The sequence below is a fragment of the Luteibacter sp. HA06 genome, from assembly GCF_054061215.1.
The window spans coordinates 3,278,733-3,295,863 of record NZ_JBSSDZ010000001.1 but is presented as its reverse complement, the minus strand read 5'-3'; the positions used below and the strand labels follow the sequence as shown (position 1 = coordinate 3,295,863).

General features: G+C 64.2%; 14 protein-coding genes. 10 read left to right on the top strand and 4 right to left on the bottom strand.

Features of this window, described 5'->3' with window-relative positions; all coding sequences use genetic code 11:
* Nucleotides 1-57: 57 nt before the first annotated feature.
* Nucleotides 58-768 carry a c-type cytochrome gene (locus ACVWWJ_RS15230; protein WP_456968533.1) on the top strand — a complete coding sequence of 237 codons (711 nt, stop codon included), beginning with the start codon at nt 58-60 and terminating at the stop codon, nt 766-768.
* Complete coding sequence (locus tag ACVWWJ_RS15225; RefSeq protein ID WP_456968532.1) at nt 765-1,985, top strand: c-type cytochrome; 1,221 nt, start codon at nt 765-767, stop codon at nt 1,983-1,985. The genes ACVWWJ_RS15230 and ACVWWJ_RS15225 overlap by 4 nt, the downstream gene beginning before the upstream one ends.
* Here ACVWWJ_RS15225 and ACVWWJ_RS15220 read toward each other — a convergent pair.
* Together ACVWWJ_RS15220 and ACVWWJ_RS15215 are read right to left on the bottom strand one after the other, a co-directional pair.
* Complete coding sequence (locus tag ACVWWJ_RS15220) at nt 1,961-2,479, bottom strand: mismatch-specific DNA-glycosylase (RefSeq protein ID WP_456968531.1); 519 nt, start codon at nt 2,477-2,479, stop codon at nt 1,961-1,963. The two genes, ACVWWJ_RS15225 and ACVWWJ_RS15220, sit on opposite strands and share 25 nt — an antisense overlap.
* Nucleotides 2,472-3,152 carry a Dph6-related ATP pyrophosphatase gene (locus tag ACVWWJ_RS15215; RefSeq protein WP_456968530.1) on the bottom strand — a complete coding sequence of 227 codons (681 nt, stop codon included), beginning with the start codon at nt 3,150-3,152 and terminating at the stop codon, nt 2,472-2,474. Before ACVWWJ_RS15215 ends, ACVWWJ_RS15220 begins: the two co-directional genes overlap by 8 nt.
* A gap of 70 nt (nt 3,153-3,222) precedes the next feature.
* On the opposite strand from ACVWWJ_RS15215, the gene ACVWWJ_RS15210 reads away from it, so the two are divergent.
* Complete coding sequence (locus ACVWWJ_RS15210) at nt 3,223-4,365, top strand: mechanosensitive ion channel domain-containing protein (protein WP_456968529.1); 1,143 nt, start codon at nt 3,223-3,225, stop codon at nt 4,363-4,365.
* A 119-nt stretch (nt 4,366-4,484) separates the two neighbouring features.
* On the opposite strand, the gene typA is transcribed toward ACVWWJ_RS15210, so the two are convergent.
* On the bottom strand, nt 4,485-6,329 hold the full coding sequence (gene typA / locus ACVWWJ_RS15205) for a translational GTPase TypA (RefSeq protein WP_159890582.1): 1,845 nt from the start codon (nt 6,327-6,329) through the stop codon (nt 4,485-4,487).
* A 372-nt stretch (nt 6,330-6,701) separates the two neighbouring features.
* Here typA and ACVWWJ_RS15200 point away from each other — a divergent pair, with 372 nt between their 5' ends.
* Nucleotides 6,702-7,658, top strand: a complete 957-nt coding sequence (locus ACVWWJ_RS15200) for a hypothetical protein (RefSeq protein ID WP_456968528.1) — start codon at nt 6,702-6,704, stop codon at nt 7,656-7,658.
* Between the two features lie 48 nt (nt 7,659-7,706).
* Here the strand turns inward: ACVWWJ_RS15200 and ACVWWJ_RS15195 are convergent, their stop codons facing one another.
* Entirely contained in the window at nt 7,707-9,896 is a 2,190-nt protein-coding gene (locus tag ACVWWJ_RS15195) for a pilin (protein WP_456968527.1), read from the bottom strand.
* A gap of 240 nt (nt 9,897-10,136) precedes the next feature.
* On the opposite strand from ACVWWJ_RS15195, the gene ACVWWJ_RS15190 reads away from it, so the two are divergent.
* The 6 genes from ACVWWJ_RS15190 to ACVWWJ_RS15165 all read left to right on the top strand — a co-directional run bounded on the left by ACVWWJ_RS15190 (nt 10,137) and on the right by ACVWWJ_RS15165 (nt 16,925).
* Complete coding sequence (locus ACVWWJ_RS15190) at nt 10,137-10,862, top strand: hypothetical protein (RefSeq protein ID WP_456968526.1); 726 nt, start codon at nt 10,137-10,139, stop codon at nt 10,860-10,862.
* A gap of 23 nt (nt 10,863-10,885) precedes the next feature.
* Nucleotides 10,886-12,637, top strand: a complete 1,752-nt coding sequence (locus ACVWWJ_RS15185) for a 3-hydroxybutyrate oligomer hydrolase family protein (protein WP_456968525.1) — start codon at nt 10,886-10,888, stop codon at nt 12,635-12,637.
* Between the two features lie 125 nt (nt 12,638-12,762).
* Nucleotides 12,763-13,269 carry a peptidylprolyl isomerase gene (locus tag ACVWWJ_RS15180; RefSeq protein WP_456968524.1) on the top strand — a complete coding sequence of 169 codons (507 nt, stop codon included), beginning with the start codon at nt 12,763-12,765 and terminating at the stop codon, nt 13,267-13,269.
* Nucleotides 13,270-13,514: 245 nt separating this feature from the next.
* A complete protein-coding gene (locus ACVWWJ_RS15175) occupies nt 13,515-14,714 on the top strand; it encodes a pyridoxal phosphate-dependent aminotransferase (RefSeq protein WP_159890594.1) in 1,200 nt (399 codons plus the stop codon).
* Between the two features lie 34 nt (nt 14,715-14,748).
* The gene (locus ACVWWJ_RS15170) at nt 14,749-15,732 is read left to right on the top strand and encodes a malate dehydrogenase (RefSeq protein WP_456968523.1); all 984 of its coding nucleotides are present in this window, start codon (nt 14,749-14,751) and stop codon (nt 15,730-15,732) included.
* Nucleotides 15,733-15,980: 248 nt separating this feature from the next.
* A complete protein-coding gene (locus ACVWWJ_RS15165) occupies nt 15,981-16,925 on the top strand; it encodes a cation diffusion facilitator family transporter (RefSeq protein ID WP_456968522.1) in 945 nt (314 codons plus the stop codon).
* Nucleotides 16,926-17,131 lie beyond the last annotated feature (206 nt).

Below are 17,131 nucleotides of genomic sequence, written 5' to 3'. Positions count from 1 at the left end.
CCACGCCCGTGTACGTCATGCCGACGGGCTTCGCCAACGTAAGCCAGGGAGTGCTCCATGCGTCGTCTCTTCCGTCGGCTGGCCGTCACCGCCGCCGCGTTTTGCGCCATGCAGGCCATGGCCGCCGATACGCCTCCGGTGCCTGACACCCTCGTCCAGCGAATTGCCGCATGCACCAGTTGCCACGGCGAACATGGCGAAGGCGGCAGCAACGGGTTCAATCCGCGCCTCGCCGGAAAGCCGGCGGGCTACCTGCATCGACAGATGCAAGACTTTCAGCGTGGCCTGCGGCACTACCCGATCATGGAATACACCGTGGGCCCGCTTACGGATGCCTACATGCGGGAGATCGCCGAGTACTTCGCCGCGCAGGACGTGCCGTACGCACTACACGACGTGCCAGCGACCTCCGCGGCGGCAACAGCGCGCGGCGAGCAGTTGGCCACCAAGGGCGATCCTGCGCACGGCGTCCCCGCCTGCATGGCGTGCCACGGGCCTGACCTCACCGGAGTTCAGCCGGACATCCCCGGCCTGGTGGGTCTGCCTTACGACTACATCAGTGCGCAGTTGGGCTCATGGCGCACCAACACGCGCAACACCGTGGCGCCAGACTGCATGAAGACCATCGTGAGCCGCCTGAGCGACGCCGACATCAGCGCCGTGTCGGCATGGCTCGCCCAGCGGCCCGTTCCGGTGGACGCCCATGCGGAAGCCGAGGGCAGCCTCACTCCACCGCTTCGCTGCGGTGTGTTGGGAGGTGGCACATGAAGCGTCTTCGCCGTCTCATCGTCGCGCTCGTACTCATGGGCGGCGCGTGGAACGCCAGCGCGGACGATCTCGTCTCCCGCGGCCATTACCTCACGACTGCCGGCGACTGCGACTCTTGCCATACCGCAAGCAACGGCCAGTCGTTCGCGGGTGGTCATGTCGTGGCGACACCTTTCGGTGCGATCACAGCACCCAACCTGACGCCCGACCGCGAGACGGGTCTCGGCGGCTGGACCGCCGACGATTTCTATCGCGCCATGCATTCGGGTAAGGGGCACGACGGCACGTCGTTGTATCCGGCATTTCCGTTTACGTCCTACACGAAGGTCACGCGTGCGGACACCGATGCGATCTTCGCGTACCTCAAGACCCTCGCTCCGGTGAAGCTCGCCAACACCGAGCCCACCCTGCGCTGGCCTTACAGCATGCGTTCGCTGATGGCGTCCTGGCGGATGCTCTACTTCGACGAAGGCGAGTACCAGCCTGACCCGAAGCAATCGCCAGCATGGAACCGCGGTGCCTACCTCGTGCAGGGGCTGGGCCACTGCAACGAGTGCCATGCGCCTCGCAACACCTTTGGCGCCATGGTCACCGAACCCTTTCTTGCCGGTGGCCTGGTGCCGGTGCAGAACTGGTACGCGCCGGATCTTTCCATGGGCGCGAACGGTGGCCTGAGCGGTTGGAACGAAGCCAATGTCGTGGCGCTGCTGAAGACCGGCCGCTCACGAAAGGGCACGGCGTTCGGCCCCATGGCGGACGTGGTCATCCGCAGCACGCAGCACCTGGATGACAGCGACCTTGCCGCGATGGCGACGTACCTGAAATCCCTGCCCGAGCATGCACCCCCGCGCCAGCACGAATCCGCCGCCGATGCAGCCGACCTGGCGAAGACGGGGCAGAAGGTTTACGCAGTACAATGCGCAAGCTGCCATGCCGCCGATGGTCGCGGTAAAGGCGACGCTTATCCGCCGCTGGATGGAAATTCGTCTGTCGTCGAGCCCACCGGCATCAATGCCATTCGCATCGTGTTGTCCGGTGGTTTCGCACCGGCAACGGCAGGCAATCCTCGCCCGTATTCGATGCCACCGTTCTCGCAGACGCTGTCGGATGATGACGCCGCTGCCGTTGTCACCTATATCCGCCAGGCGTGGTCGAACAAGGCGCCTTCGGTTTCTCCGAACGACGTTCGTGCCTATCGGTCGATCCCAGGTGGCTGAGCGCGTACGAAGTCAGCCAGTTCCTGCCAGATGCCGGCGTTCCACGAACGCCGCGCCTGGCCGGAAGGCGAGGGCAGGACGAAGAGCTGCGTGCTGCCGAACGTGCCGGGTTGCAGGCCGTAGGCGATCGACTTTCCGAGTGCTGCGGCACCACCGTGCTTGCTCGTGAAGGCAAGCACGCGTGGTGCGAAGGTTTCGATCTTGCTGCGCAGCGCGGCAACGTCAAACGCATCTACAGGTAGTTCGTTGTCGTTGCCGAAGTGGAACTTCGAGAGGTCTGTGAGGCCGAGCCCGAAGGCGGGCATCAACGGAAACTCCGCCGGTGCGAGCAGGCGTGGCGTCAGGCCGACGGCGAACAGCGTGCGCCAGAACATGTTGCCAGGATGGGCGTAGTAGGCGCGATCCTGCGCCGAGCGCGTTCCCGCGGCCGTGCCACAGAAGACCAGCGAAAGGCCGGGCTCTAGAACGTCCGGAAGGACGAAGGACTCAGTCATCGAGGAGGAAATCGATGTACTGGAAGCGTTCGTCGCGCAGCAGCGATTCGCCGCGCACGATGCGCATGTCGTAGTCGAACAGCGGGCCGCCATAGCTGAGCGTGTGGAACTCGCCATTCTCGCCGCAGGGATCGACGCCGGCAGGCAAGGCATCGAGCAGTGCATTGTCGAAATCACGACCGCAGAAACCCGCGTCGAGCTGGGTGGTGTCGATGCAACACAGTGCCGCGCGGTGTCCTTCGGCGACGAAGTGTCGACCGAGCGAGGCCGTGTCTTCACCCCACAGTGGATAGACGCCGGTCCATCCACCGACGCGCAGCAGCTGCGCCTCGCGGTACGCGCGTACGTCTGCGAGGAAAAGGTCGCCGAACGCGATATGAGAGAGATCGGGCCAGCGGTTGCGTGCCGTACTGAGTGCTGTTGCGAACGCCTCTTCATAAGCGTCGTTGTGGCTCGGCCACGTCAGCACGGCCTCGATGACAGGCAGGCGCAAAGCTTCTGCCTGCGCGGCCAGCACGGAGCGTCGCACGCCGTGCATGGCGATACGGTCGTGGTTCGCGGTCACCGTGGTCACCAGGCCGACGACGTTCCACGAGGGGTCAGCCCGAAGCCTGCCGAGGGTCATCAGGCAGTCCTTGCCGCCGCTCCAGGAAACGATGATCGGGGTTGGCATACGCGCACTTTACCTCTCTCTTGCTGCGCCACAACATAATGTGGACATACCAGCCGTTAGGCTGGAAATCATGAAACCTTCCGATTGGATGCCTGACTTCGCGCATCCGTGGACGCGTTTTGCGTTGATTATCGTTATCGCGCTGGCCGTCGCGGGTCTTCTACGCCGTGTGGTGAAATTCTTGCTGCGCCGCTTCGCCGTGGGCCACCCCGCCGGAGCGAGCATGATCGCCCGGGCGAACCGGCCTATGGAAGCGATTGTGCCGCTCGCGATGCTCTTGATCGCCTTCCGGGCATCTCCCGACGAGCCAGCGCCGCTCATCGACAGCATGGAGCATGTGCTCAGCCTTGCCCTGATCGTCGCCTGCACATGGTTCATCGTCCGCTGCATCGGCGCGCTCGATGCCACTGTCTCCCGCTTCAATCCGATCGACCTCGAAGACAATCTCCGCGCACGCCGCGTACAGACCCAGGCGCGCGTGCTCAGCCGCACGGGCAGCGTGGTTGCCGTCGTCCTGGGCATCGGCGTGGCTCTGATGACATTCCCCACCGTGCGTCAGTTCGGGGCCAGCCTGTTGGCGTCGGCGGGCCTGGCCGGCCTCGCAGTCGGCCTGGCGGCCAAGCCGGTGCTGGGCAACCTCATTGCCGGTCTGCAGATTGCCCTGACCCAACCGATCCGGCTCGACGATGTCGTCGTGATCGAAGGGGAGTGGGGCAAGATCGAGGAAATCACCAGCACCTACGTGGTCGTGCGCATCTGGGACGAACGACGCCTCGTCGTTCCGTTGCAGTATTTCATCGAGCATCCCTTCCAGAACTGGACACGTACGAACTCTCAGGTGCTTGGCTCGGCCATGCTGTGGTTCGACTACGGACTTCCTCTGGATCCACTGCGCAACGAGCTGGAGCGGCTGTGCAAGCAGGCCCCCGAGTGGGACGGTCGCGTCTGCGTGCTGCAGGTGGTCGACACCAACGACAAGGCCATGCAGTTGCGTGCGCTGGTGAGCTCGTCGAACTCGAGCAAGTCGTGGGATCTGCGCTGCAAGGTGCGCGAGGGACTTATCGCGTTCGTGCAACGCGATTACGGGAATTTCCTGCCGCGTCTTCGCGGGGAGCTCGGCAGCGAAGCCATGCGACAGCCGGTGGAAGCCGATTCATCGGCTGTGGGAGCCGATTCAGCGGCGATCCCGCGGCAGCGGGCCAGGTCGCTGTGAACATCTATCGCCGCTGAAGCGGCTCCCACACGGAGCAGGGGAGCCACTTCCCAGCGCATAAAAAAAGGTCCGGCGTGAGCCGGACCTTTTTAGCTAGCGTCGAACGCTACCTGGACGAATTAACCGCGACCAGCCTTCTTGCGGTCGCTTTCGGTCAGGTGCTTCTTGCGCATGCGGATTTCCTTCGGCGTAACTTCGACCAGCTCGTCGTCGTCGATGAAGTCCAGGGCCTGCTCCAGCGTGAACTTGAGCGCCGGGGTGAGCTGGATCGCATCGTCCTTACCGGAGGCGCGCATGTTGGTCAGCGGCTTCGGCTTGATGGCGTTGACGGTGAGGTCGTTGTCCTTCGCATGAATGCCGATGAGCTGGCCTTCATACACGGCATCGCCTTCGGCGGCGAACAGCTTGCCGCGCTCCTGCAGGGGTCCGAGCGAGTAAGCCGGGGTGTTGCCACCAGCGTTCGCGATCATGACGCCGTTCTGACGCTTGGCGATCGGGGCCGGGGTGTACGGACCATAATGCTTGAACACGTGGAACAGCAGGCCGGAACCCTGGGTCAGGGTCTTGAACTGGTTCTGGAAGCCAATCAGGCCGCGGGCCGGGATCTCGTACTCGAGGCGCACGCGACCGTTACCGTCGGAGACCATGTTCTTCAGGTCGCCCTTGCGGATGCCGAGACGCTCCATGACGCCGCCCTGGTGGACCTCTTCGATGTCGATCACCAGTTCCTCGATCGGCTCCATCTTCTGGCCGTCGATTTCCTTGAGGATGACTTCCGGACGCGACACGGCCAGCTCGTAGCCTTCGCGACGCATGTTCTCGATCAGGACCGAGAGATGCAGTTCGCCGCGGCCCGAGACCAGGAACTTGTCGGCATCGGAGCCGTCTTCGACGCGAAGGGCGACGTTGTGCACCTTTTCGCGATCGAGACGCTCACGCAGCTGGCGGCTGGTCAGGAACTTGCCGCCCGACAGATCCTTGCTGCCGACGAACGGCGAGTTGTTGACCTGGAAGGTCATGCTGATCATCGGCTCGTCGACGCTCAGCGCCGGCAGCGCTTCCGGCGTATCCGGCGAGGTCAGCGTGTCCGAAATGGTCAGGTCGGCGATGCCGGAGATGGCGACGATGTCGCCGGCTTCGGCGCTGTCCTGCTCGATACGCTCGAGACCGAGGAAGCCGAGTACCTGGGCGACCTTGCCCTGGCGCTTCTTGCCTTCACGATCGATAACGGCGACCTGCATGCCCTTCTTCAGGGTGCCGCGCTGCACGCGACCGATGCCGATGACGCCGACGAAGTTGTTGTAGTCCAGCTGGCTGATGCGCATCTGGAAGGGACCGTCCGGATCGACGTCCGGCTTCGGCGCGTGCTGCATGATCGCTTCGTACAGCGGGGTCATGTCGCCTTCGCGGGCATTCTCGTCGAGCGAGGCGTAGCCGTTGAGTGCCGAGGCATAGACGATCGGGAAGTCCATCTGCTCGTCGGTCGCGCCGAGCTTGGCAAAGAGGTCCCACACCTGCTCGACGACCCATTCCGTGCGTGCGGCGGGGCGGTCGACCTTGTTGACCACGACGATCGGCTTGAAGCCCATCGCGAAGGCCTTCTGGGTCACGAAGCGCGTCTGCGGCATCGGGCCGTCCATCGCGTCGACCAGGATCAGCACGGTGTCGACCATGGACAGCACGCGCTCGACTTCGCCACCGAAGTCAGCATGTCCCGGGGTGTCGACGATGTTGATGCGGTTCTTCGCACCCGTCTTCTTGTCTTCCCAGGTGATGGCCGTGTTCTTGGCCAGGATCGTGATGCCACGCTCCTTTTCCTGGTCGTTCGAATCCATGACGCGCTCGGCCAGTACGGTGCGCTCGTTGAGCGTGCCGGACTGCTTCAGAAGCTGGTCGACGAGGGTGGTCTTGCCATGGTCGACGTGAGCGACGATGGCGATATTGCGCAGGAATTCGATCGACATGCGGTATGCGCCGGCGTAACGCCGGATCGCCTCTTTGGTTTGGGAAGCCGCCGATTGTAAAGGAAAAGTCCGACTTTCGCATGACGGCGGGTTAACGGGTGTCCTGAAGGCGTCTCGGGACCATTCGGCCGCCTGGGGCGGTTCAACGCTCCGTGGTCGGTTTGGGGTGGGAGGTGCGCGGCGGGAGCATCCAGTACGGGGCGTATGCAATGTCGGACAGACTTCGCCCGTGGGTGTAGGCCATTCAAGGAAATAGGAGTGGATCATCCGTATTTCGCTACCGATCCCTTACACCCAACGATCTATTGCACGAAAAGAACGAACCCGCCTAGGCTAGATTCCACGCGCAACATAACCATGGATGGTAATTAAATGAATCGCCAGCATCTTAATAACAGCACCCAGATCGGGGATATTCTTTCAAAGTACCGCAAGCCGGGAATCAACGTACTGAGTAATCACGATTTCTCGTCACCTATCGGCACCGGCTGGGATCAGAGCGGTGGTGTAGTTCGAAGCACGTTTCCTGACGATCAGAAAAATCCGTGCGCATTAATGGCTCTTTTTTACGGCTCTGAAACGTTTCTCAGGCAGTACTTGAGCGAGATGCAGGCGTCTGCGCAATATCTGGTTGCGTTTCGATATGCTTTTCAAAGTGACGGAGTGGATCAGGTCGTCGTCAGAATCAGCCTCGGCAGTGCCAGTTCTGACGTCATTCTCTCTCGTTCTGTCGGAAGTGCCGCAGCCTACTGCTTCCTCTTTCTTGATGCTCCGTCTGCCGATACTCACTTTGACGTCCAGCCGTATGGCTTTGGCGAAGAGGTTGAGTCGGGGGCTCTGTACCTCGACGACATGATCCTGGCCAAATGCGAACCACCACCCGAATCGTTACTGCGAAACGGGGGCTTTGAGGAGGAAGAAAAGTACTGGACGCTGGAGCATGCTGCCGTCCGTCTCATTAATCCCGTTAAGCCTGAATCGGGGCACCACCTGGTGCTGGCAGCGGCCGTTGAGCGCGACTCCATTGCTGAACAGTTGCTTCATTTGCCGAAGGCGGCCGCGGGAGCGTATTTTCTCACTTTCAAGATGATTCGATCGCTCGGGGGTCTGACTCCCCCCGAGCCCGGCGAAGTTTCTTTACTGGGAAAGGGCGGGGGGCAGACCCTCGGATTCGCGTTCGGAGATCTTGGGGTCGTCACCATGACTTTCCTCTTCACGCTCTCGGCGGACGAAGTTGCCCCGGATGTGACGCTTCGTATTGCGAAACTGAAATTTCAGCCGAGTATCGATACGTGGTTCGTCGACGACGTTCGATTGTTCCCGCTGTAAGTCACGCGGCTGCGCGGCGGCGTCCAGTATCAGGGCGCCGCCACGACTTCAAAGCTCCGCAGGCTCATCCCGGCAGCTGGGCGGCAGGTTGTTTGCCTCGATGCCCTCGCCCGAGCAGGTCCAGGTAATCGTCTTGCCGTCCACTTTGGGAATCAGGATGAGCTGCCCGGAATCGAGCTTCGGGTCCGTTTTCCGTGGCGGCGTCGCCTCCAGCGTCACCACGATCTCGCCGCCCTGGCCGACTTCGACCGAGCCGGCGTACTCGTTTCCGAGGGTCTCGGGCTTGCCGAGACCCGCTGCCGCGTTGTTCGCCGGGAACTTGCCCGACGCCAGGCGGCGTTCCGCCACGGCCAGCTTGACCGGGTCAGTGGCGGTCAGGGCGCTGGCGACCTGGCTACGCAACACGTACTGCTGGTATTGGGGCACAGCGATGGCCGCGAGGATGCCCGCCGTGGCGATAGCGCCGACCGAACCCATCTGGCCGACGAGCTCTGCCGGACTCTGCTCGTAGGTAAACGAGATGGCCAGCGTGTCGGCATCGGCCTCCAGGGCCGCACCGACCACGCCTTTTTCGGGCAGGCCAAGGGTGTGGGCTGCGGGCAGGCTGGCGATGTCCAGATCGGCCCCGGCCATGCCGCCCATGACTTGCAGGATCTCGATGTACGAGTAGTACGCGTCGCGCTGGGCGTCGCGGGTGTTCGCCGTGTAGCCCATCAAAACGCGGGACCCCGGGTAGGCGCGATTGGCGAACCAGGTATCGAGGGCGGTGTCCGGCTTGGCGGCGGCGCGGTCGGCCAGGGCCTGAGGCACCTTGGCCAGGATGATCCAGTCGCCTTCCTCCATCCAGTACAGGCGGCTGCCGAAGCGCCTCATCAGGTTCATGAAGGGGACCAGTGCCTGCTGCTCGGGATGATCGGCGTCCGGTTCGTAAGGCGCGCCCGGCATGAACAGCCAGTGCACCTTGGCGTCGTCGACCTGCATCTCGCCGCTGCGCCAGTGGCCCGCTTTGGTCATGTCGTCGATGCGCGCGTGCCAGGCCTTTACATCGCGGGCGCGGATGGCGAAAAACTGGCCAGCGTCGTCCGCAAAGACGATGGACTCGGGGCCCATCCACTTCGTGTAGTCGGCGACGTCGAAGCCGTAAGTCGCCCGCATCTTCGCCAGGCCGCCCCGAATCGCCTTCGCGCGACCCGCTCCGAAGTCGAGGTTGAGGTTGTCTTCGAACGCTTTGTAGCCCTCGGCATTGGGCAGGGCGAACGTCATCGCCCAGCGCGGCTCGCCGACGCTCTTCACCGTGGGCGCGAACGTACGCGGCGCGACATATTGCAGGGCCCGGGCTTGCGGCGAGTGCACCACGAGGCGGAACTGGCCGCGGCCGTCCACCGTGCCGCTACCGAACGCAACCGCGTCGGCCTTGGAGGCGAAGTCCGTGGGCAACTTGCCCAGCGGCGATTCGCCGGCCTGGTTGGCCGCGACGGCGCCGATGCCACGAATGGTCGCCCAGCCGAACAGGCCTTCGCCGGAGGTATCGATGTGGCCCTCAAGCGCGCCCAGCGTGGCTGGTGCGGTGGCCGCGGACGATTTGCCGAACGTCGCGACGAGCTCATCGATCGTACGCGCGTCGCTGGGCTGCTGCATGGATTGGGTAACCCAGAGGCGATGCTCGGCCACGACGTAGCGGACGCTTCCGCCGGAAGCGAGCTTGCCGTTGCCCTGGGCATCCAGCGGCGCCGCCAGCAGCGGCGCATTCAGCGAGGCAAGGCGCGCATTGAAGGCATCGACGGAATCGAACGAGAAGTTGCCGGTCGCGACGACTCGCGATGTCGGCGACGGGATCCCGAGCGGATCGATGAGCGCAATCTCGAGGGGAGAGCGCAGGTCGCCCAGGAGGAGGGTCAGCGCGGGACCGATCTTCGCATCGGCGAGGACCTTGTCCCTGGCGATCGTCTCTCGCAGCTTCGCTACGGCATCGAGGTTCGCCTTGACGGAAAGGGCGGCGTCGAGCGGACGGCCATTCGGCACGCCGCCGACGACGTTCCACGGCGAGGGCAGGCGCAGATAGGCGACGGTCTGCGCCGGCAGGTGCTGACGCAGCCAGGCAGGTGCGGCGATCGCCTTCTGGGCAGCAGCAACCGCCTTCGGATCGGCGGCGGGCGCTTCGTCTTTCTTATGGCAAGCGGCAAGGCCGAGGGCCGCGGTGATCGCGGCAGACAGCAGGACGGTACGGCGGGCAATCATTGCTCTGTATCCCCTTGGGTTCTTCCGGCTCCTGCCGGGAACCGGAGGATAGCAGCGCGTGCGCGCCCCTTGTGGGAGCCGCTTCAGCGGCGAATGTCAGTCGTCGCCGGGCGCGCCAAGATGAAATGCATCCCGTATGCCGATCGGATAGGCTTTCCCTCACGCTGCGCAGGGTAGTAAAGGCAAGGGACGGGGGATGCACGGATGCGACTGCACCTGGAATGGGACAAGGATTAGCCAATGGAAAAGGGCGGGAAGGCGTTGGTGTGGGTCGTTGCGCTGTTGATGCTCGCGGGGGGTGCCCTGGCTGTGTTGGCGCAGGCCCGGATCGCGGTGGTGCAGGCGCCGAAGCAGTATCTGAAACGTCATGATTCGGCGAGTGGCGTTCTCGCGCGACTAGCTCCCTATGTCGACAAGGATTCGAATGCGCTGTACGCCGTTTGGGACGCGATGCAGTCGTGCACCCAGATGAAACGCGAATGGCTTCGTCGGCGTGGCATGGCACCGAGCGAGCGTGCATTCTGGCGATGGCAGAGCGCGTATTGCCACCGCATTTCGCGCGCGACCGAGGCGTACTACTACGGGCTCGGCGTCAGGGCCGACATGGCCGGGCGACACCCGGACTGGGATCTCTTCCCGGGGAAAGAGGCGACCTATGTAACGGCCCTTTATGCCAACGTGCTGCGCGACGCGCCAGCCGCTGAACTCAGAACGGCGTCGTTCGCACTCACCTACGACTCTTACGGCCACGTGCCATGGCGGTACGGCCGCGACACCATCGTGAAGGCGCGACATGGGGACCGCTTGCCCTCGTATCTGCGCTTGGCAGTGCGACTGGTGGAAGGATCGTCCGTTCTATGGATACTCCGCACAAATGAACGGCTGGGAGGCGCGGTGGAATGCCCGACGATTGGTCCACGTCAGCCGGCGCCGCTCCCTCGTCCACGAGTGACTTGCCATCGGTGAGTCATTCACGCATGGTTTCCCGCATGCCAGTCAACGACACCTTCGGCGACGTACGCATCACCACGCATCGCGAGGGTGACGACCTGCTGAGTGCGGGACTCGGACTGCGTGGCCTGGCCGGCGCCTCGACGCGCTTCGCGCAGCCAGCCTCGCCGACACCGGAGGAACTACGCCGGCGCGCCATCCAGTCCAGTTGGAGGGGCATCGCGGACCTTGGGCCGCGCGGCGGCTTCGGCAGCGTGTATGGCAGCGTCCCGAACGTTCCCGGTCGGGAGTTCACCACGTTCGCCTACCTACCCGGCGCGCGCGCCTCCCATCGCGTCCTGGTGCAGGTGCCGGACGACTTCGATCGCAAGAGCCGCTGCCTCGTGGTCACCGCTTCGTCCGGCTCTCGCGGCATCTACGGTTCCATCGCCGTGGCGGGTGGCTGGGGCCTGCCGCGCGGCTGCGCCGTGGCCTATACGGACAAGGCCGGCGGAGCGGGCTATTTCGACCCTGTCGAAAAGACGGGTGTGCAGCTTGATGGTACGCGCGCCAGGGCCGGCTCGGCGCCGCTGGAGTTCGAGCCGCAAGGTCTGGCGGCCGATGCCGGTATCGCGGTGAAACACGTGCATTCGGGAGATAACCCCGAGTCGGCCTGGGGGCACCATGTACTCCAGGCGGCGCACTTCGGCCTGGCGATGCTCGATCGCGCTTTCCCCGAGGAGGCACCGTTCACCCCGCAAAACACGACGATCATCGCCACCGGTTTGTCGAACGGCGGCGGGGCCGTGCTTCGTGCCGCCGGTGACGACAAGGACGGCATCCTCGCGGCCGTCGTCGCGCTGGAGCCAAATATCCATGTGCGCGGAGCCCGCTCGTTCTACGACTACGCCACCGAGGCTGCCCTGTTGATTCCGGCTGCCTTGTCCGCGCGCCAGTTCGACGACGTGCCCTTCGCCCGGGTCGGTGCCGCGTCACCGCCGGCCTGGGTACTGCGGGGCGCGGCGCTACGGGCCCACGGCCGGCTAAGCTCATCGCTTCCAGGCGCCCAGGCCGAAGAAGCGCTGTCCATGCTCAGGGCAGGGGGCTGGCAGGACGATGTCCTGGCCACCGCGGCCTCATCGACATCGCTGGATCTGTGGCGCGCCGTCTCCGTCGCCTATGCTTCGGCGTACCTGAAACGCGATGCGGCTCATATGCCTGGCGGCTTTTCTTATCGGCTGCATCACGCGGCCGGGATGGCCGGTCCCATCGATGCCATCGTCCGGGCCGCGTGGTGGGCTGACGGGTCGGGTGTGCCGCCCGGAACGGGAATTTCGCTGGATGGGGGCACGGACCTCTCGCTCGACCCGACGCTTCCCGGCGTGCTGAGCCTGCGTGACCTGCAGGTCGGCCAAGACCCGGAGGCCGAGCAGCTGTGTGCTGCCGTTGACGCCACGGCGGCGGAGCTACCCCGGGAAGGCCTGCCCATTCTCATCGTCCACGGTACCCAGGACGGCCTCATCCCGGTGGCTTTCAGTTCGCAGCCTTATGTGAACTGGTTGCGCGATGCCGGCCGCACCCCGGTCTTCTGGAAGGTGCCATACGCCCAGCACTTCGATGCCTTTCTTGCGTTCTCCGACTTCGGCGACCGCCATGCGCCTCTGCTTCCCTTCGGCTATGCGGCCCTGGACCGCGCCTGGGCTCACGTAAGGGAGGGTAGGGCGCTTCCGGAGGACGCCGCCGTGCGTGATACACGACCCCGCGGGCCCGGTCCGCTGACGGCTCAAACGCTGGCCTTGCCTCAAAACTGAGCCGCCATCACGCTTTCTCGCTTGAACTCTGGGGAAGAGGGCGCCATCTTTGGTGGCCTTGCAGCCCCCCGGAGCCGGTCGCACGAGGCGACTGGACCGATTTTCAACGAGTTACAGGAATTGCGATGACCATCAACGTCACCATGAAGACCAACAAGGGCGATATCCACCTGCGCCTGCACGACGAGAAGACCCCGATGACGGTGGCTAACTTCGTGAACCTGGCCAAGCGCGGCTATTACGACGGCAAGACCTTCCACCGCGTGATCCCCGACTTCATGATCCAGGGCGGCTGCCCCGAGGGTTCGGGCCGTGGCGGTCCGGGCTACAAGTTCGGCGACGAATTCGACGCCAGCCTCAAGCACGACAAGCCGGGCGTCCTGTCCATGGCCAACGCCGGCCCGGGCACCAACGGTTCGCAGTTCTTCATCACCCACGGTGCGACCCCGTGGCTGGACGGTAAGCACAGCGTCTTCGGCGAAGTCGTGGGCCCGGAAGACCAGGCCGTAGTCAACGAGATCGCTGGCGACGACACCATCGAGAAGGTGATTGTCGAGGGTGACGTGGACGCGGTGCTCGAGAAGCAGGCGGACAATGTCGCCAAGTGGAATGCGGTGCTGGACGCGCGTTAAGCGGCCGGTTTTCCCGCGTTTGAAACGCCGCCTTCGGGCGGCGTTTTTGCGTATGGGCCCGCTGCCGCGGTATCGCCGCTGAAGCGGCTCCCACACTCGCCGCTGAAGTGCCTCCCACACTCGCCGCTGAAGCGGCTCCCACAGGTCCGCGCAGGTCTTTTGTGGGAGCCGCTTCAGCGGCGATGCCCCACCTACTCGCCCGTGTTAAAATAACGGCCTTTGCCCCGTCCCCCTCCGAGGAAACGATGCCGCAGCTTGCCACGCGAATGGGTCGCGCCAAACCCAGTGCGATCATGGTCATCGCCGAAAAGGCCAAGCGCCTGAAAGCCGAGGGGCGCGACATTGTCAGCTTCTCGATCGGTGTCCCCAACTTCCTCCCCGGCGAGCACGTCTACGCCGCGGCCCGCGAGGCTCTGGCGAAGGATTCCGGTCAGTACGGCAGCAACCGCGGCTCCGATGCACTGGTCGATGCCTTCCTCGGCCACATCGAGGCCCTCGGCCTGACGGGCTACAAGCGCGAGAACGTCTCCACTGGCGTCGGCGCGAAGCAGATCCTCTACAACCTGGCCGAGGCCCTGCTGGACGAGGGCGACGAAATCGCCTTCCCGGCGCCGTACTGGACCAGCTACCTCGACATCGCCGAGATCGTCGGCGCGAAGATCAACATCCTGCCGTGCCCGCCCGAGCAGCACTACAAGCTCACGCCGGCTCAGCTCGATGAGGCGCTGGCGCGCAAGCCGCGCGTCTTCCTGTTCAACAACCCGTCGAACCCCACCGGCATGGTCTACACGCGCGATGAAATCGTCGCGCTGGCGGATGTCATCGCGAAGTATCCGGATACCTGGATCATCACCGATGACATCTACAACACCATGGTGTTCGACGGCGTGGGTTACCACAACTTCGTGCACATCCGCCCGGAGCTGAAAGACCGCGTGATCTTCGTCGATTCGCTGTCGAAGACCTACGGCATGCCGGGCTGGCGCGTGGGCTTCATCGCCGCGCCGGAATCGGTCGCCAAGGCCGTGACCACGCTCAACTCGAACCACATCACCAGTCTGCCGGAAGTGATCACCGCTGCGGCAGTTGCCGCGTTGTCGGGTCCGCAGGACGTGCCGGCGGCGAAGTGCATCGAGTTCGCCGTGAAGCGCGACCGCGTCTACAACGCGCTGGTCTCGATCCCGGGCGTGGTCTGCCCGCGTCCGCAGGGCGCGTTCTACGCGTTCCCGGATATCTCGGTCGCGTTCGGCAAGAAGCACAACGGCGTTGAGATCACGTCGGACGTGGACTTCTGTGCCGTCCTGCTCGAGACCAAGGGCGTGGCCTGCGTGCCGGGTTCGGCGTTCGGCGAACCGCGTGCGCTGCGTATCTCCTATTCCTGCCCGGACGAGGCACTCGACAAGGGCATGGCCCGCATCGTCGAGTTCTTCGCCGAGCTCACCTGATCAGTCCCAAGCGATATTCCTGAGGAGTCGAAAGATGAAAGCACCCGTTCGCGTTGCCGTGACCGGCGCAGCCGGCCAGATCGGTTATGCCCTCCTGTTCCGTATCGCCGCCGGCGACATGCTGGGTCCCGACCAGCCGGTCATCCTGCACCTGCTCGAAATCACCCCGGCGCTGCCGACGCTGCAGGGCGTGGTGATGGAACTCAATGACTGTGCGTTCCCCACGCTCGCTGGCATCGTCGCCACCGACGACGTCAACGTCGCCTTCAAGGACGTCGATTATGCGTTGCTCGTCGGTGCGCGTCCGCGCGGCCCGGGCATGGAGCGCAAGGACCTGCTCGAGGCGAACGGCGCCATCTTCGGTCCGCAGGGCAAGGCCCTGAACGACCACGCCAAGCGCGACGTGCGCGTGCTCGTCGTCGGCAACCCGGCCAACACCAATGCGCTGATCGCGCAGCAGAATGCACCGGACCTCGATCCGAAGTGCTTCACGGCCATGGTTCGCCTCGACCATAACCGTGCGCTGTCGCAGCTGGCCGAGAAGACCGGCACGCATTCGACCGACATTGCCAAGCTCACCATCTGGGGCAACCACAGCTCCACGCAGTATCCGGACCTGCACCAGACCACGGTGAAGGGTAAGGCGGCGCTCGAGCAGGTTGACCAGGCCTGGTACGAGAGCGACTTCATCCCGACCGTGCAGCAGCGCGGCGCGGCCATCATCAAGGCCCGTGGTGCGTCGTCGGCGGCGTCGGCCGCTTCCGCTGCCATCGACCACATGCGTGACTGGACGCTCGGCACGGCCGAGGGTGACTGGGTCTCCATGGGCATTCCGTCGGACGGGTCGTACGGCGTCGAGAAGGGTGTGATCTTCGGCTACCCGGTGACCGTGAAGAATGGCAAGTACGCCATCGTCCAGGGCCTCGAGATCAACGCGTTCTCGCAGGCTCGCATCGATGCGACCGAGAAGGAACTGCGCGAAGAGCGCGCAGGCGTGGAGCATCTGTTCGCGAAGTAAGTTCGCGGCAGGTTCCTGCAAACGAGAAGGCCGCGCTGCAAAGCGCGGCCTTTTTTTGTTGTGGGAGCCGCTTAAGCGGGGATGCCCGTTACATGTGGGAGCCGCTTCGGCGGCGATGGGTGCTAGCCGTAATCCCGCCCGCTGCCGCGGGATCGCCGATGAATCGGCTCCCACAAGAAGCCGGATGCCCCACGAACAAAGCTCGTGGTTTACTTGGGAAACACATCCTCACGGCGACGATTGCCCTTATGGCCCATAGCTCCCGACTCGTCGTATTCGTCGCGCTTGCCGCGAATGTCGCCATTGCCGTGGCGAAGTTCATCGCCGCAGCGCTCACCGGCAGCTCCGCCATGCTCTCGGAGGGAGTGCACTCGCTGGTCGACAGCGTGAACGAAATCCTCTTGCTTTACGGGCTGAAGCGCTCGCAGCGGCCGCCGAACAGGGATCATCCGCTGGGCTTCGGTCGCGAGCTCTACTTCTGGAGTTTCATCGTCGCGCTGCTGGTCCTCGCGCTGGGCGCAGGCTTCTCATTGTACGAGGGCGTCAGTCGGATCCTTGCGCCGGAGCCGCTGAAAGACCCGATGGCCAACTACATCGTGCTGGCCGTAAGCGCACTCTTCGAAGGCAGCTCCTGGTACCTCTCGCTGAAGAGCGTGCAGCGGAAGAAGGGGAAGTACGGGTACTTCGAAGCCTTCCGCCGGACCAAGGACCCGACGACGTTCTCCGTGTTGTTCGAGGATACGGCGGCGCTGCTGGGCCTTGGCATCGCCGCGATCGGCGTGTACCTGTCGCATGCGTTGAATGATCCGCGCATCGACGGTTGGGCGTCGGTCGGCATCGCCGTGGTGCTTTCCGCTGCCGCCAGCTTGCTGGCCCGAGAGAGCAAGGCCCTGCTGATTGGCGAGCCCGCTCAACCGAGGCTGCTGGCGCAGGTGTGCAGCATCGCCGGTGAAGTTCCGGGGATCGAGGCAGTGAACGGCGTGCTTACGGTGCAGGTCGGACCCGACCATGTGCTGGTGGCGTTGTCCGCGGCGTTCGATGACGCGCTGACGACCGTGGAAATCGAGGAGTGCGTGCGAGAGATCGAGGCGCGCACGAAGGCGGCGAACCTACCGATCGTGGCCCTGTTCATCAAGCCGCAGACGCCGGAAGGATGGCGGGAACGCCTGCGCCAGCTCGACGGCAAGGCCTGAAGCATTCCCTCGGTGAGAGCCGATTCAGCGTGAGAGCCGATTCGGTGCGGGTGCCGATTCAGTCCGGGAGCCGATTCATTGTGGGAGCCGATTCATCGCCGATAGGGTGCTTGCCGCAACCTGGTTATCGCCGATGAATCGGCTCCCACATTTTCGTCGGCTCCGACATTTTCGTCGGCTTCCACATCAGAAAAACGGGGCCATCT

Bases quoted from the DNA above. Each gene is read 5' to 3' on its own strand.
- ACVWWJ_RS15230 (WP_456968533.1), top strand. From the start codon at position 58: ATGCGTCGTCTCTTCCGTCGGCTGGCCGTCACCGCCGCCGCGTTTTGC.
- ACVWWJ_RS15225 (WP_456968532.1), top strand. From the start codon at position 765: ATGAAGCGTCTTCGCCGTCTCATCGTCGCGCTCGTACTCATGGGCGGC.
- ACVWWJ_RS15220 (WP_456968531.1), bottom strand. From the start codon at position 2,479: ATGACTGAGTCCTTCGTCCTTCCGGACGTTCTAGAGCCCGGCCTTTCG.
- ACVWWJ_RS15215 (WP_456968530.1), bottom strand. From the start codon at position 3,152: ATGCCAACCCCGATCATCGTTTCCTGGAGCGGCGGCAAGGACTGCCTG.
- ACVWWJ_RS15210 (WP_456968529.1), top strand. From the start codon at position 3,223: ATGAAACCTTCCGATTGGATGCCTGACTTCGCGCATCCGTGGACGCGT.
- typA (WP_159890582.1), bottom strand. From the start codon at position 6,329: ATGTCGATCGAATTCCTGCGCAATATCGCCATCGTCGCTCACGTCGAC.
- ACVWWJ_RS15200 (WP_456968528.1), top strand. From the start codon at position 6,702: ATGAATCGCCAGCATCTTAATAACAGCACCCAGATCGGGGATATTCTT.
- ACVWWJ_RS15195 (WP_456968527.1), bottom strand. From the start codon at position 9,896: ATGATTGCCCGCCGTACCGTCCTGCTGTCTGCCGCGATCACCGCGGCC.
- ACVWWJ_RS15190 (WP_456968526.1), top strand. From the start codon at position 10,137: ATGGAAAAGGGCGGGAAGGCGTTGGTGTGGGTCGTTGCGCTGTTGATG.
- ACVWWJ_RS15185 (WP_456968525.1), top strand. From the start codon at position 10,886: ATGCCAGTCAACGACACCTTCGGCGACGTACGCATCACCACGCATCGC.
- ACVWWJ_RS15180 (WP_456968524.1), top strand. From the start codon at position 12,763: ATGACCATCAACGTCACCATGAAGACCAACAAGGGCGATATCCACCTG.
- ACVWWJ_RS15175 (WP_159890594.1), top strand. From the start codon at position 13,515: ATGCCGCAGCTTGCCACGCGAATGGGTCGCGCCAAACCCAGTGCGATC.
- ACVWWJ_RS15170 (WP_456968523.1), top strand. From the start codon at position 14,749: ATGAAAGCACCCGTTCGCGTTGCCGTGACCGGCGCAGCCGGCCAGATC.
- ACVWWJ_RS15165 (WP_456968522.1), top strand. From the start codon at position 15,981: ATGGCCCATAGCTCCCGACTCGTCGTATTCGTCGCGCTTGCCGCGAAT.